This is a genomic window from Flavobacterium sp. 40-81 (genome assembly GCF_001898245.1).
Lineage (GTDB): Bacteria > Bacteroidota > Bacteroidia > Flavobacteriales > Flavobacteriaceae > Flavobacterium > Flavobacterium inviolabile.
The window spans coordinates 14,683-28,031 of record NZ_MKTM01000012.1; the positions used below are offsets into that span (position 1 = coordinate 14,683).

The 13,349-nt window shown below is 40.2% G+C and carries 12 protein-coding genes; 7 read left to right on the forward strand and 5 right to left on the reverse strand.

What is annotated here, in order from left to right; all coding sequences use genetic code 11:
• The first annotated feature begins 98 nt into the window (after positions 1 to 98).
• From panB to ypfJ, 5 genes are read left to right on the forward strand one after another with little or no spacing between them, the layout of a single operon-like run.
• Positions 99 to 917, forward strand: coding sequence for a 3-methyl-2-oxobutanoate hydroxymethyltransferase (panB, locus tag BGO42_RS03765; protein ID WP_177734705.1), 819 nt, complete (start codon positions 99 to 101; stop codon positions 915 to 917).
• 27 nt (positions 918 to 944) lie between these two features.
• Complete coding sequence (locus tag BGO42_RS03770; protein WP_273246267.1) at positions 945 to 1,640, forward strand: RluA family pseudouridine synthase; 696 nt, start codon at positions 945 to 947, stop codon at positions 1,638 to 1,640.
• A 45-nt stretch (positions 1,641 to 1,685) separates the two neighbouring features.
• A complete protein-coding gene (locus BGO42_RS03775; RefSeq protein WP_177734707.1) occupies positions 1,686 to 3,014 on the forward strand; it encodes a hypothetical protein in 1,329 nt (442 codons plus the stop codon).
• 42 nt (positions 3,015 to 3,056) lie between these two features.
• Entirely contained in the window at positions 3,057 to 3,842 is a 786-nt protein-coding gene (locus BGO42_RS03780; RefSeq protein WP_273246268.1) for a DUF2189 domain-containing protein, read from the forward strand.
• Positions 3,843 to 3,860: 18 nt separating this feature from the next.
• A complete protein-coding gene (gene ypfJ / locus BGO42_RS03785) occupies positions 3,861 to 4,715 on the forward strand; it encodes a KPN_02809 family neutral zinc metallopeptidase (RefSeq protein WP_273246269.1) in 855 nt (284 codons plus the stop codon).
• Positions 4,716 to 4,748: 33 nt separating this feature from the next.
• On the opposite strand, the gene BGO42_RS03790 is transcribed toward ypfJ, so the two are convergent.
• The 3 genes from BGO42_RS03790 to BGO42_RS03800 form a co-directional block, all read right to left on the reverse strand.
• Positions 4,749 to 6,284, reverse strand: coding sequence for a YifB family Mg chelatase-like AAA ATPase (locus tag BGO42_RS03790; RefSeq protein WP_273246271.1), 1,536 nt, complete (start codon positions 6,282 to 6,284; stop codon positions 4,749 to 4,751).
• A gap of 374 nt (positions 6,285 to 6,658) precedes the next feature.
• Positions 6,659 to 7,225, reverse strand: coding sequence for a YdeI/OmpD-associated family protein (locus BGO42_RS03795; protein WP_273246272.1), 567 nt, complete (start codon positions 7,223 to 7,225; stop codon positions 6,659 to 6,661).
• Positions 7,226 to 7,440: 215 nt separating this feature from the next.
• Positions 7,441 to 8,091: a DUF6624 domain-containing protein gene (locus tag BGO42_RS03800; protein WP_273246274.1), complete on the reverse strand. Its 651-nt coding sequence runs from the start codon at positions 8,089 to 8,091 to the stop codon at positions 7,441 to 7,443.
• A gap of 160 nt (positions 8,092 to 8,251) precedes the next feature.
• Here BGO42_RS03800 and BGO42_RS03805 point away from each other — a divergent pair, with 160 nt between their 5' ends.
• Both BGO42_RS03805 and BGO42_RS03810 read left to right on the forward strand, forming a co-directional pair.
• A complete protein-coding gene (locus BGO42_RS03805) occupies positions 8,252 to 8,629 on the forward strand; it encodes a PH domain-containing protein (protein ID WP_177734713.1) in 378 nt (125 codons plus the stop codon).
• A 341-nt stretch (positions 8,630 to 8,970) separates the two neighbouring features.
• Positions 8,971 to 9,804 (forward strand): DNA-formamidopyrimidine glycosylase family protein, encoded by an 834-nt coding sequence (locus tag BGO42_RS03810; protein WP_273246276.1) that lies wholly within the window; start codon positions 8,971 to 8,973, stop codon positions 9,802 to 9,804.
• Between the two features lie 116 nt (positions 9,805 to 9,920).
• Here the strand turns inward: BGO42_RS03810 and BGO42_RS03815 are convergent, their stop codons facing one another.
• Together BGO42_RS03815 and tilS are read right to left on the reverse strand one after the other, a co-directional pair.
• A complete protein-coding gene (locus tag BGO42_RS03815) occupies positions 9,921 to 11,927 on the reverse strand; it encodes a protein-disulfide reductase DsbD family protein (RefSeq protein WP_273246278.1) in 2,007 nt (668 codons plus the stop codon).
• A 57-nt stretch (positions 11,928 to 11,984) separates the two neighbouring features.
• Complete coding sequence (gene tilS / locus BGO42_RS03820; protein WP_273246280.1) at positions 11,985 to 13,298, reverse strand: tRNA lysidine(34) synthetase TilS; 1,314 nt, start codon at positions 13,296 to 13,298, stop codon at positions 11,985 to 11,987.
• Positions 13,299 to 13,349: the final 51 nt, after the last annotated feature.

Genomic DNA, 13,349 nt, shown 5'->3' on the forward strand with positions numbered 1-13,349 from the left:
CAAGGAATTTAGATACCTTATCAGTAGTATTAATCTTTATTATGTTACAGTATCCTAGAAATTATAGTACTTTTACATTTCCTAAAATTTTTAAAACTATGTCAGTTGCAAAAAAAGACTACAAAAGAATCACGACAAAATCATTGATTGAAATGAAAGCCAATGGTGAAAAAATCTCCATGCTAACGGCTTACGATTATACTATGGCTAAAATTGTGGACAGTGCCGGAATTGACGCTATTTTAGTTGGTGACTCCGCTTCCAATGTAATGGCCGGACACGAAACCACTTTACCCATTACCCTTGACCAGATGATTTACCATGCTTCTTCGGTTGTGAGAGCCGTAGAAAGAGCTTTGGTTGTTGTAGATTTACCTTTCGGTGCCTACCAGTCGGATCCAAAAGAAGCCTTGCGTTCTTCGATCAGAATCATGAAAGAAAGCGGCGGACACGCAGTAAAACTGGAAGGCGGAAGTGAAATAAAAGACAGTATCAAACGTATCCTGAATGCCGGTATTCCGGTAATGGGACATTTGGGTTTAACACCGCAGTCTATCTATAAATTCGGGACTTATACCGTTCGTGCCAAAGAAGAAGCCGAAGCACAAAAGCTGATTGAAGATGCTAAAATGCTGGAAAAAATAGGCTGTTTTGCTTTGGTTCTGGAAAAAATCCCTTCTGCATTGGCTAAAAAAGTAGCCGAAAGCATTTCCATTCCGGTGATCGGAATCGGTGCCGGAGGCGGTGTAGACGGACAGGTTCTTGTTTTACACGACATGATTGGCATGACACATGAGTTCAGTCCGCGTTTTTTAAGACGCTATATGAATCTTTATGAGGACATGACCAAAGCCATCGGCCAGTATGTTACCGATGTGAAATCAGAGGATTTTCCAAATGCCAACGAGCAATATTAATTTACCGTTTAACCAACATTCTTTTTTGTGTCAGAAAAAATAGTTTCTACAAAAAATAATCTTCAGGTCATTTATGAGGACAATCATCTTATTGTCGTCAACAAACGCGTGGGCGACATTGTCCAGGGCGACAAAACCGGTGACAAACCGTTAAGTGACGTTGTTAAAGAATATATTAAAGAGAAATACAACAAACCGGGTGAGGTTTTTTTAGGTGTGGTGCACCGTCTGGACCGCCCCACTACCGGAATCGTAGTGTTTGCGCGTACTTCTAAAGCGCTCACCCGCCTGAATGATTTGTTTAAAAACAGGGAAACCCAGAAAACATATTGGGCGGTTGTTAAAAACCGTCCTTCAAAAGAAGAAGACACTTTAGTCCACTTTTTAAAACGAAATCCTAAAAACAATACTTCAAAAGCACATGTAAAAGAAGTTCCGGACAGCAAAAAAGCCAGCCTTACCTATACTGTGATTAAGGTACTAAACAACTATTTTGCGTTGGAAATCGATCTGCACACCGGAAGGCATCATCAAATCCGCAGTCAGCTGGCAGCTATCGGAAGTCCGATAAAAGGGGATCTGAAATACGGCTTCGACCGCAGTAATCCGGACGGCGGTATTCACCTCCATGCCCGCAAGCTGGTTTTACAGCATCCGGTCACCAAAGAACCGTTAACATTAATTGCTCCGGTTCCTGATGATACTATTTGGAAAAGCATTTAATTTTTTTACTATTTTTAACATTTAAAAGTTAATAACACCCCATTTATGCGAAAAGTATTGATCATAACCTGCAGTTTATTTATTTCATCCCTGTATGCACAGGAACATTTCAGCGGTATTAATACAACACGCCGGACCGGTATCCTGAATGCTTCTGTGAATCCGGCCGAACTGAGCAATCTTTCCAACCGGTATGAAGTGAATATTTTCAACACCAGCCTTAACGTTTCCAATAACAAAATCAGTTTTAAAGATATTGTCAAAGGAAACAATGTGGAAGATTTGATCTTTGAAGGCGATAAACCGGTGAACATGCGTCTGGATGCCGAAATTTTAGGGCCTTCATTTGCCATGAAAAAAGACAAATGGACGTTTGCGGTTACTTCCTCTGCCAAAGTAAAAGCCAATCTTATCGATGTGGATGTCAATCTGGGGAATGCCCTGAGAAACTCCTTTATAGGCTCGGCTATGATCGCTTCTGCGAACAACCAAAGAGTCAATGCAGTAACCTGGGGAGAGATCGGATTTTCCGCTTCGCGCATTGTTTTTGAAGACGATGTACACAAGTTTAGCGGCGGGGCTACTTTTAAATTATTGTTTCCGGGTTCTTATGCCAATATTTCTGCCGATAAGTTTACCGGTACCGTTACCAACGTTTTGGGTGATGTGGAATTAACCAATGCACATGCCGCCCTGAATGTTGCCTATTCCGGTTCCCTGGCAGACGGATTTACCGACAGCAGTAATTTCAACCAGTTTTTCGGAAACGGTATAAACGGTTATGCTGTGGATCTGGGCGTTAATTACCAATGGAAAGACACCAGCGACGATAGTTATAAAATCAATGCCGGATTATCGGTTCGCAACCTGGGAAGCATGACGTTCAAAGCGGATAATAATGTGTCCCGCGATTACAGTTTATCCGTTCAGGGCTTACAGAGTTTCGATCTGAACCAGTTTGAAGGCGTTGACAACATCAAAGAAATTGAACAGATTTTATTGAATAGCGGCTATGCTACCGTAGTGGATACCAAAAAAGATTTTAAGGTAAAAACACCAACGGTTTTATCGGCTTATGCCGATGTGCGTTTGCATGAAAAATGGTATGCTACCGTTTACACCCAGCAAAAAATTGTAAACGACAGTGAAAACAATCTGGCGACCGCTCAAAATATTATTACAATAACGCCGCGCTTTTCGGCAGAAACCTATGAGATTTATTCTCCCTGGTCCAGTAATGAAATCTCCGGTTTAACGGGTGGTATCGGATTTCGTTATCAGGGATTCTTTATCGGTTCCGGTTCCATTATTACCGCATTGGTAAACGATACCAAACAGGCTGATGCCTATTTAGGCTTCCGAATCGGTTTTTAAGCTACCCGCCAGAAATCAAATTTATTATTTAAAAATTATACGATGACAACTATTAAAAAAAGACTCGAAGAAATTAACCAGAAAGGATTACACCTGGATACGGGTGAACTGATTAACGAGAGTTTTGAAAATTATAAAAAAATAGCCTTAACTGCCGGTCTGGCTTTCCTTATCGTTACCGTTATTTTAGCGGCTCTTGTGATCAGCGGAATATCGGTATTTTACGGAATAGAGCGCTATGTTCAGGATTTTACACAAATCGAGCAAAAAGCGCTTTCGAAAGAGTTTCTGTTGATTTCAGCCGGTGTCAACACGCTTATGTCGGCTATTATGGCTCCTTTTATTGCCGGTATCCTTAAACTGGCACATGATGCGGATATGAACCGGGAACTAAGCATCGGCACTACTTTTGACTATTACAAATCCCCTAAATTCAAGAATATTTTCCTGGCAAGCTTTTTAATCGCGCTGCTATCGGTTTTAGCCAGCACCCTTTTACAGCTTGTTAACATGAATCTTGTCGGGACTTTTGTGAGCTTTATCATTAGTTTCCTGACCTTTCTGACCATTCCGTTAATTATTTTCGGAGATCTGAGCGTTAAAGATGCCATTACTATCAGTATTACTGTAATTAATAAAAAACCATTAACCATACTGTTAGCAATATTTGTTGCTGCGATAGGTTCATGCGTAGGTATAATTGCTTTCTGTTTAGGAATATTTTTTACAATTCCTTATATTTATTCTATGTATTATACGATTTACAAAAATATTTTCGGAGCAGAACAACACGAAATAGAAGAAATAGGGAATCACGAACATTTTTAATCTCTAAAATCTAAACATATGAAATGGAAAGGTCAAAGTAAAAGCGATAATGTAGAAGACCGTCGCGGGATGTCTACAGGTGGTAAAGTAGTTGCCGGAGGCGGAATTATTGGTATTATCGTTTTGCTTCTCAATATGTTTGGAGGCGAAAACGCTCAGCAATTAGCTCCTATTTTAGAACAATTACAACAAGGACAGTCCACAGAACAGGTGCAACAGCGGGAATTAACACCCGAAGAAATCGAAATGGGTGACTTTGCAGCGACAATGTTAGGAAATAATGACAGTATCTGGAATAAGGTTTTTAAAGAGAATAAAATGATTTATGAAAAGCCCGGAATGGTCTTGTTTACTGATAATGTTACAACAGCCTGTGGAAGTGCTACTGCTGCATCCGGTCCTTTTTATTGTCCGGCCGACCGAAAAGTATATATGGATCTGGCTTTTTTTGATGAATTGCGTACCCGTTTCGGTGCTCAGGGCGGTGATTTTGCCATTGCTTATGTTATCGCACACGAAGTCGGACACCACGTTCAGACCTTATTGGGCACATCCGGTAAGGTTCATAAACTGCAACAGGGTTTAAGTCAGACTGCTGCTAATAAATTATCGGTTTCCTTAGAGCTACAGGCTGATTTTTATGCCGGATTATGGGCACATTACAATCAGAAATATCTGGAAGCCGGCGATATTGAAGAAGCTTTGAGTGCTGCTCAGGCCGTAGGTGATGATGCTATCCAGAAAAAAATGCAGGGACACGTAACACCGGATTCCTTTACACACGGAACATCAGCCCAACGAATCGAATGGTTTAAAAGGGGTTATGAAACCGGAGATATCCGTAAAGGCGATACCTTTGCCGAATTGAATTAAATAAAAAAACGTCCGGTAATACCGGACGTTTTTTTATCCCAGCCATCCTTCCCGGTCCAGGCTTCGGTATTGAATCGCCTCGGAAATATGAACGGATGTAAGCTGTTCCGAAGCCGCTAAGTCGGCAATGGTCCGGGCAACTTTTAAAATCCTGTCATAGGCACGTGCCGACAGGTTTAGACGTTCCATTGCTGTTTTTAAAAGACTTAATGAACTATCGTCTAAAACGCAATATTCGCGGATCTGCCGGGTCGTCATCTGTGCATTATAATGGATACTTTCCGAATCCCGGAATCTTTCCGACTGGATTTTTCTGGCTGCCGTAACCCGTTTCCGGATGCTGGTACTGCTTTCGGCATTAGTCGAATCGGCAAGCTTTTCAAAAGGAACCGGAGCAACTTCCACATGTATATCGATCCGGTCCAGTAACGGTCCGGATATTTTGCTTAAATAGCGCTGTATTTCGGCTGCCGAAGTTGTTACCGGTGCATCCAGATCGTTGAAATAGCCTCCGGGACTGGGATTCATACTGGCTACCAGCATAAAGGATGACGGATAGGTAATTGTAAATTTTGCTCTTGAAATCGTGACTTCCCTATCTTCCAGCGGCTGCCGCATGACTTCCAATACTTCCCGTTTAAATTCGGGTAATTCATCTAAAAACAATACCCCGTTATGAGCCAGTGAAATTTCACCGGGCTGCGGATAACTCCCGCCACCTACTAACGAAACGGCAGAAGAAGAGTGATGCGGACTTCGGAAAGGTCTCAGGCTGATTAATCCGGCTTCTTTTATCTTACCCGCCACACTGTGGATTTTAGTCGTTTCCAGGGCTTCCTTCATTGTCATTGGCGGCAATATGCCGGGCAGTCGTTTGGCGAGCATCGTTTTACCGGAACCGGGCGGTCCGATCAGTATAATATTGTGTCCGCCGGCAGCCGCAATTTCCATGCTTCTTTTAATGCTTTCCTGCCCCCGTACTTCTGCAAAATCAAATTCGGGATAGTCCAGCGGTTTATAAAATTCGTCTTCTATATTGATCGTTTCCGGGAGTATGGTGCTTTTACCTTCAAAGAAATCCAGTACTTCCATCACATTTTCCACACCGTAAACATCGATTCCGCTCACCACAGCCGCTTCTTTTACATTCTGCTTTGGCAGGAAGAATCCTTTAAAACCTTCTTCCTTTGCTTTGATTGCAATGGATAAAGCGCCCCGGATGGGCTGTAAGCTTCCGTCCAGGGAGAGTTCTCCCATAATCATATACTGATCGATATTATCCGGTTTTATCTGACCGGAAGCCGCTAAGATACCAATCGCTATCGGCAGGTCGTAAGCTGAGCCTTCCTTACGCAAATCGGCTGGCGCCATATTGATGGTGATTTTCTTTCCGGGAAGCTGGTAGCCGTTGTTTTTTAAAGCAGCGGCAATCCGGTAACTGCTTTCTTTTATGGCATTGTCCGGCAGTCCTACCAGGTGGTAACCAATGCCTTTGTCGATATTGACTTCAATAATAATGGTCGTGGCGTCTACGCCAAAAACGGCGCTTCCAAAAACTTTTACTAACATGGCTTATACGTATTTATCAACTAAATATAAGCCTTTTCAAAAAAACTTAAAAATAAATCTGATTTTCAAAAATCTCTAATTATTTCTTCTTTTGGGTATTTTACCGTTCTTAATCCTGATAATTATACTGTCATTATATAATTTTTAAATCTATTATTTTAAGTATTTTACCTAATAAGCTTTGGTTTCCCCCATTCTGTAATTGCGTCTTTTACAAACTGATCCCAAATCTTTTTACTTCCAATACAAGAAGTATCATCTAATAAATCATCAAATCTGAAAATCCTTCTAATTCATTAACGATAATTCTCTTCGGTTTTATGTTAGTATTTATGCAAGACTAATACTAAAAAGCAGTTATTCTATTCGACTGATTATGGTCTTGCCTTCAAGTTTTGTTCACAAAGTTTGATTATCTCTACAATTCTGGCATTCCTTGTTTCCTCTCGTTTAGCATGATTTAACCAATAGAGATAGCTTTTCCTATATGAAGGACTGAAATTCTGATAATTAGTGTATGCCACTTTATTTTGGTTGAATGCCAATTGTAAATCTTCAGGAATTTCATGATTTTCAACTGCATCAAGCGAAGTCCACGAGCCATTTTGCTTAGCTGTTTCAATTTTAGCCAAACCACTTTCATGCATTAAGTTTTCTGCAATTAACTTTTCGATATAGGCTTTATTGAGTTTACTCCAAACACTTTTATCTTTTCGAGGGCTAAAAGTTTGTTTGCGACGTTCGTCATCTATTCTCTTTACAGTAGAATCAATCCATCCGTAACAAATGGCAACCTTCACCGCCTGTTCCCAACGCATGCTTTCAAAAATACTTCCCACTTTATAAAATATCAATTCAACACCCTGAGAAGTAGCATGATTTTCATGAAGCCATTCGCGCCATTCCTTGTCATTTTTGAAGTAAAATTGGGGTTTAGACATAATTTATTAAGGTTTATATGATTCTACAAAGTTCAATAAATTTTACCATATTATAATTTTATCCCTTTATTTTGGATATTCATCAATAGAATGTTAAATAAAAGCATATACATCTACGCCAAAAACGGCACTTCCAAAAACTTTTACTAACATGGCTTACGCATTTATCAATTAAATATCAGCTTTTTTAGCAAACCTGTTCCGTTTGTTAGGCTTTACGGCTTCCGGTATTTTGCTTCTATAGCGGGTAAGTCTTTTTTATATTGTTCCGGATCCCATTTCATATTCCAGTGGGCAATATAATCTGCCAACGGCGGAAGTCCTACTTTCGCTCTTCTCCGGTCTACTTTATCCGGATTTTCAAGCGGCAGCATATAGTATTCATTTGTTTTCATATCCCAGCCCACCTGTGAGCCGTAAATCTGTTTTCGTCCCTGCCGCAAGGCCACGCGGTCTTCCAGCAGTGCCAGGCTGCTTCCTTTTGCTTTTTTCTTTTTTACTGCCTTTCGCATCAGCGGTAAGTATTTTTCCTGAGCTTCCAGATCGGCATGCTGAATCACGAGGAACAAGGTACTGTTCCCCTCTTCTCCTACCTCATCGGCACCCAGCCAGCCGTAGCTATCCAAAATACGGCTTACTTTGATCAGGTTTATGGAATCGCTTTTGCGCATATTGGTCAACAATGCTTTCATCTCGGCAGAATTTCCGCCATATTTATCCTGAACAAATTCCATTTGTCCCCTTTCCAGCTGATCGCTATCCCTGATACCCGTGAGTTCCTTTATCAGCGCTTCATTGCGGGCGTTTTGTCCCGAAACTGTCATCGCAGTAAGCAGGAAAACTAAAGGCAAAAATATTTTTCTCATTTTATTCGTATTCAAGAGGATACCGCTTCTTATCACAAACATAATCATTCTCCCGGAAAAAAGCGGTATCGCGAAAAACCGATAAAACATTTCTTATAAAAGAAGGCCAAACATCAAATCTAATTTCTACATTTGGCGAGTTTTTATTCATACAGCAATTATGGGATTATTTAACGCCATTATGGGCAACGCTTCGGAAGTAAGCACAGAGAAAATAGCAAAAGAGTTCGACCCGATCTTAATTCAGGGGGAACATATCGAAAAGGCTTTTAAAGTGATCAGAGATATGTTTGTATTCACGAACAAACGTCTTATCCTGGTTGATAAACAAGGTTTAACAGGATCAAAAGTAGATTATCAGTCTATCCCGTATACCAGCATTAAAAAGTTTTCTAAAGAAAGTGCCGGATTAATGGATCTGGATGCCGATTTAAAAATCTGGATTACCGGTGAAGCGGCTCCGATTAAAAAACAATTCGGTAAAGACAACAATATCAATGAAGTTTACCAAATATTAAGTCAACATATCTTAAAATAAATTTCAGGCAATAGCTATCACATTTTGAAACGGGCAAAACAGTTGTAAAAGCTTAATTTACAACTGTTTTGCCCGTTTTTTTTCGATATTGCGTTTATAAATCCCAACACTCCTCAAAAAACCTATACTTTCGAAAGGTTTTTGTTTGCTGATTTTGCAACTACATACATTTTTAACCATCAGGATGCCGGACTAAATTATACCCTTTATTTAACAACGGAAAGTACAATTCTTATTAATTTTGTATAGCAAAATACTATCCCCTTCTTTTCAATCCCCCCTTGAATATGTTTTTTTGAATGCAAAAACAATACCGGCAGAAAAATTAAAACATAAAGATCATGAACGAGTTACCCGAAAATCAAACCGTAAGCCGTCAGATTAATGAGGCTGTTCAAGGGCGTACTATCACCAAAGTGTGCAATGCTACCAAACTTCATAAAAATACATTCTGGTTTGGTGATCCGCTGACCTACGAAAAACTACTAACCGGAAAACGAATAGTATCTTCCGAAAGTTTCGGCATGTATGTTGATATTCTTATGGAAGAAGGAACAAAAATCAGTTTTGGAGACGGAACGAATCTAAGGCATGGGGTTATAACCCAAAAAATGCCGGCAAATTATCAATTACTGCTTACTCTTGACAATAATACCTATCTTGTATTTACTGTCGGGATGTTTGGCGCAATAGCAGCCTATAACGGAATTTATGATGACCCATACTACCAAAAAAGCGCAAACAGCATCTCTCCGTTGAGTGACGATTTTAATAACGTTTATTTTGATAGTCTTTTTACCCAAAATAAACCTGCATTACCCGTTAAACTGTTTTTGGCAGCAGAACAGCGCATACCCGGTTTAGGAAATGGGGTTTTACAGGATATACTATTCAATGCGGGTATTCATCCCAAACGACAGTTAAACACATTGACCGATACCGAGAAATCGGTACTGTTCCAATCTATAAAAAGGACCTTAAAAACGATGACCTCACTAGGCGGCAGAGATACCGAAACCGATCTTTTTGGAAACAAGGGAGGATACAAAACCATACTTTCCCGCAAAACAAGTGGTGATCTATGCCCACAATGTGGCAGCCGGATTGTAAAAGAAGCTTTTATGGGCGGAGGTGCCGTATATTATTGTCCTGATTGTCAAAAAATACAACAGTAGTGATACCAATATTCACCTTTGTCCGTGAGTACATAAATACGTTACCCTATATTTTTAAACTTATTTTAGGACGGGACATTTTAAATAAAAAAAGCCACTCAATTGAGTGGCTTTTTTTATTTGTATTTGGCTATAGCGGTATCCAGCCATAGTTTATATTCTTCTGCATCCGGAGTATAGCCCACCGGTTCTGACAGTCTGTTTTCCTGATTGTCTAAAATAATATAATACGGCTGCGCATTGGCTTTATAATGGGTAATCTGGAAGTCACTCCATTTGTTTCCTACCGTTACGATTTCTTTTCCGGTTTCTTTGGAAACATATTGTTCGTTTTTAGGTAATTCACGCTTGTCATCTACATATAGCGAAATTAAAACCACTTTCTCTTTCAGTACAGCAAGTATTTCCGGTTTGGACCATACGAAGTCTTCCATCTTTCTGCAATTCACACAGGCAAACCCGGTGAAGTCCAGTAATACCGGTTTGTTTACCGATTTGGCATACGCCATTCCTTTTTCATAATCGGTGAATGCCATAATATCATGTGCGCCTAATTTAGCGCCATCCGGCAGTTTTTCACTTGCTGTGCTGCTTCCGCCTTTGGCATTACCAACACCATACGGGCTTTCACTATAGGTCATTGGCGGCGGGAATCCTGAAATCAGTTTTAAAGGCGCTCCCCAAAGTCCCGGAATCAAATAGACCGTAAACATTAATACCAAAAGTCCCATATACAATCTTCCTACGGAAATGTGCGATAACGGACTGTCATGCGGTAAGGTGATTTTCCCGAATAAGTATAGGGCAAGAACTCCGAAAATGGCGATCCAGATCGCTAAGAATACTTCTCTTTCCAGCAAATGCAATTGCAATACCAAATCGGCATTGGAAAGGAATTTAAACGCTAATGCCAATTCTAAAAATCCTAACACAACTTTTACGGTGTTTAACCAGCCGCCCGATTTTGGCAGGGAGTTTAACCAGCCCGGGAACATTGCAAATAGCATAAACGGTAATGCCAGTGCCAATGAGAATCCTAACATTCCTACAATTGGCGCGATACCACCTTTAGATGCGGCTTCAACCAATAACGTTCCTACGATAGGTCCGGTACAGGAGAATGAAACAATTGCCAGTGCCAGTGCCATGAACAAGATTCCAATTATACCGCCTCTGTCTGCCTGGCGGTCTACTTTATTCGCCCATGAATTGGGTAACATGATTTCGAATGCTCCTAAAAATGAAGAGGCAAATACCACTAAAAGGATAAAGAATATAATGTTGAACCAAACGTTTGTAGACAGTGCATTAAGGGCATCTGCTCCAAATATTGCGGTTACTAATGAGCCTAATAATACATAAATCAAGATGATCGAGATACCGTAGATCACAGCATTTTTGATTCCCTGCGCTTTAGTTTTACTTTGTTTGGTAAAGAAGCTTACCGTCATGGGAATCATCGGGAATACACAAGGCGTTAGCAACGCTGCGAATCCGGAGAAAAAGGCAATGATAAAAATGGTAAACAGTCCTTTTTGTTCTTCTTTTTTACCGATTGGTTTTGCTGTATCAACTGCTGCTACGGTTTCTTTTACTGCTGCCGTATCCACTGTTGCTGCCGTTTGGAGTGTGTCTGATACGGAACCTGCTGTTGCTTCGTAAGCTGCAATCTTTAAAGCCGGAAGTACAAATTCGAAGGTTTTATCCTGCTGAATACAGGCTTCTTTACAAACCTGGTATGAAATTGCCGCTTTAACCGATTTTAAGTTCGGATTGGTTACTTTTATCGTTTGTGTAAAACGGGCTTTATTGGCAAAGTAATATTCGTCTACTTCAAAAACATCATTAAAGACTTTTTTATATTCGCTTTCTTTTGTTTTTCCTACTATTTCGTAGTTTCCTTTACTGTCTTTATAGGTAAAAACGGTTGGCAATGCCCCACCTTCAGGAGTAAATTGGGAATACATATGCCATTCGTTATCGATAGCAGCTTCAAATACCAGAACAACTTCATTATCGGATTTTTTCTCTACGGAAGTTTTCCATTTAACGGGGTCTAAAATCTGTGCCTGCGTACTTAAAAAAGTAAAAAAAAGAAGTAGTAAGGAGGTTAACTTTTTCATGTAATTTTTATTTGCTTTCGAATTACAGACAATCGCCTTCTTTCTTTTTTGGGGCAATTACCATAAGCGTAATTCAATTTTTATAATGGTTTTGGTTATTGGTTCTACTTTAAATCTGCGGTCTGAACGTTTTCCGACAACCCATACAATCTGATTGTCTGAACATAAAAGCCAGCATTTTTCTTTATCTATTAACGAAAATTTTTCGTCTTTAAAGTATTTACTCAGTTTTTTCCGGCCATTCATTCCAGAAGGGTAAAAATAATCACCTTCTTCCCATTTACGCAAAACTAAGGGTAATTTTAACTTATCTTTATCAACAAAGATAACCCTGCTGTCTTCGTTATCTGTAACATTTGTTACGGACGCCATGACGATACTAAAATCATCGGGTTTTATTTCCTGATTTTCCGCAATTTCATAGGTGCGGTTTTCTGTTTTTTTCTGTTTTTTCAGGATTAAAAATTCACGGTCTTTCAGCAGGCGGTAACCGGCAGAAAACACCTGTTTCCCGGATTGTGCTTCCACTAAATCGTAAATATCATTCCAGGCGGTAAATCCGAATGGTTTTAGCCACTGATACAGATACGCATTATAGTCTGATAACAGTTTTAATTTTTCTATCGAAATGAGCTTTTGTTCTTCTTTTTCGGTTACGATCAGTTTGTACATCTGCGCAGCGGCATCTTTCATCAGGGTTTCTGCCTGCTGCAAATGCTGTAATGTTTCCTGAAAGCTGTTCAGGAAATTCGGGTTGAGTTCTTTCAGTACCGGAACAAGCTGATGGCGCAGGCGGTTCCGCTGGTATTTGTCGGATGCATTACTGCTGTCTTCTCTCCACGAAATCTGATGTTCCCGGGCATATTCTTCAATTTCTTTCCGGCTGAACGCCAATAAAGGTCTTATGATTTTATCGTTTTGTTTCGGAATTCCGGTTAGTCCTTCCAATCCGGTTCCGCGGGTCAGGTTGATCAAAAACGTTTCGATGGCATCATCTGCATGGTGCGCTGTGAGCAGGTAATCATAGCCTTCGTTTTCCAATAGCGTATGGAACCAGTCATAACGCAACTGGCGCGCGGCCAGCTGAATCGATAATTTATGCTGCTCTGCATATCCGGTCGTATCAAAACGCGTCGTAAAAAGCGGTATATCCAGCGCCTGGCAAGTTTCCATGACAAAAGCTTCATCCCCGTCACTTTCCGCTCCTCTCAGTCCGAAATTGCAATGGGCCACGGCAAGCTTGTAATTAAGCTTATGAAACAACCGGATCATAACGATGCTGTCTACTCCTCCACTTACCGCAAGCAGCAGTTTCTTTTCCTGCAGAAAAGGAAAATCGGTTGTAATGATTTTTTGGAGTTTTGGCAGCATTATATTTTAAAATGTCAGGTTTTGAATGATAACAATGAATACAAATTTACG

Bases quoted from the DNA above. Each gene is read 5' to 3' on its own strand.
- BGO42_RS03800 (WP_273246274.1), bottom strand. From the start codon at position 8,091: ATGAGAAAAATATTTTTGCCTTTAGTTTTCCTGCTTACTGCGATGACA.
- BGO42_RS03815 (WP_273246278.1), bottom strand. From the start codon at position 11,927: ATGAAAAAGTTAACCTCCTTACTACTTCTTTTTTTTACTTTTTTAAGT.
- BGO42_RS03780 (WP_273246268.1), top strand. From the start codon at position 3,057: ATGACAACTATTAAAAAAAGACTCGAAGAAATTAACCAGAAAGGATTA.
- BGO42_RS03805 (WP_177734713.1), top strand. From the start codon at position 8,252: ATGGGATTATTTAACGCCATTATGGGCAACGCTTCGGAAGTAAGCACA.
- BGO42_RS03795 (WP_273246272.1), bottom strand. From the start codon at position 7,225: ATGTCTAAACCCCAATTTTACTTCAAAAATGACAAGGAATGGCGCGAA.
- BGO42_RS03810 (WP_273246276.1), top strand. From the start codon at position 8,971: ATGAACGAGTTACCCGAAAATCAAACCGTAAGCCGTCAGATTAATGAG.
- BGO42_RS03775 (WP_177734707.1), top strand. From the start codon at position 1,686: ATGCGAAAAGTATTGATCATAACCTGCAGTTTATTTATTTCATCCCTG.
- ypfJ (WP_273246269.1), top strand. From the start codon at position 3,861: ATGAAATGGAAAGGTCAAAGTAAAAGCGATAATGTAGAAGACCGTCGC.
- panB (WP_177734705.1), top strand. From the start codon at position 99: ATGTCAGTTGCAAAAAAAGACTACAAAAGAATCACGACAAAATCATTG.
- BGO42_RS03790 (WP_273246271.1), bottom strand. From the start codon at position 6,284: ATGTTAGTAAAAGTTTTTGGAAGCGCCGTTTTTGGCGTAGACGCCACG.
- tilS (WP_273246280.1), bottom strand. From the start codon at position 13,298: ATGCTGCCAAAACTCCAAAAAATCATTACAACCGATTTTCCTTTTCTG.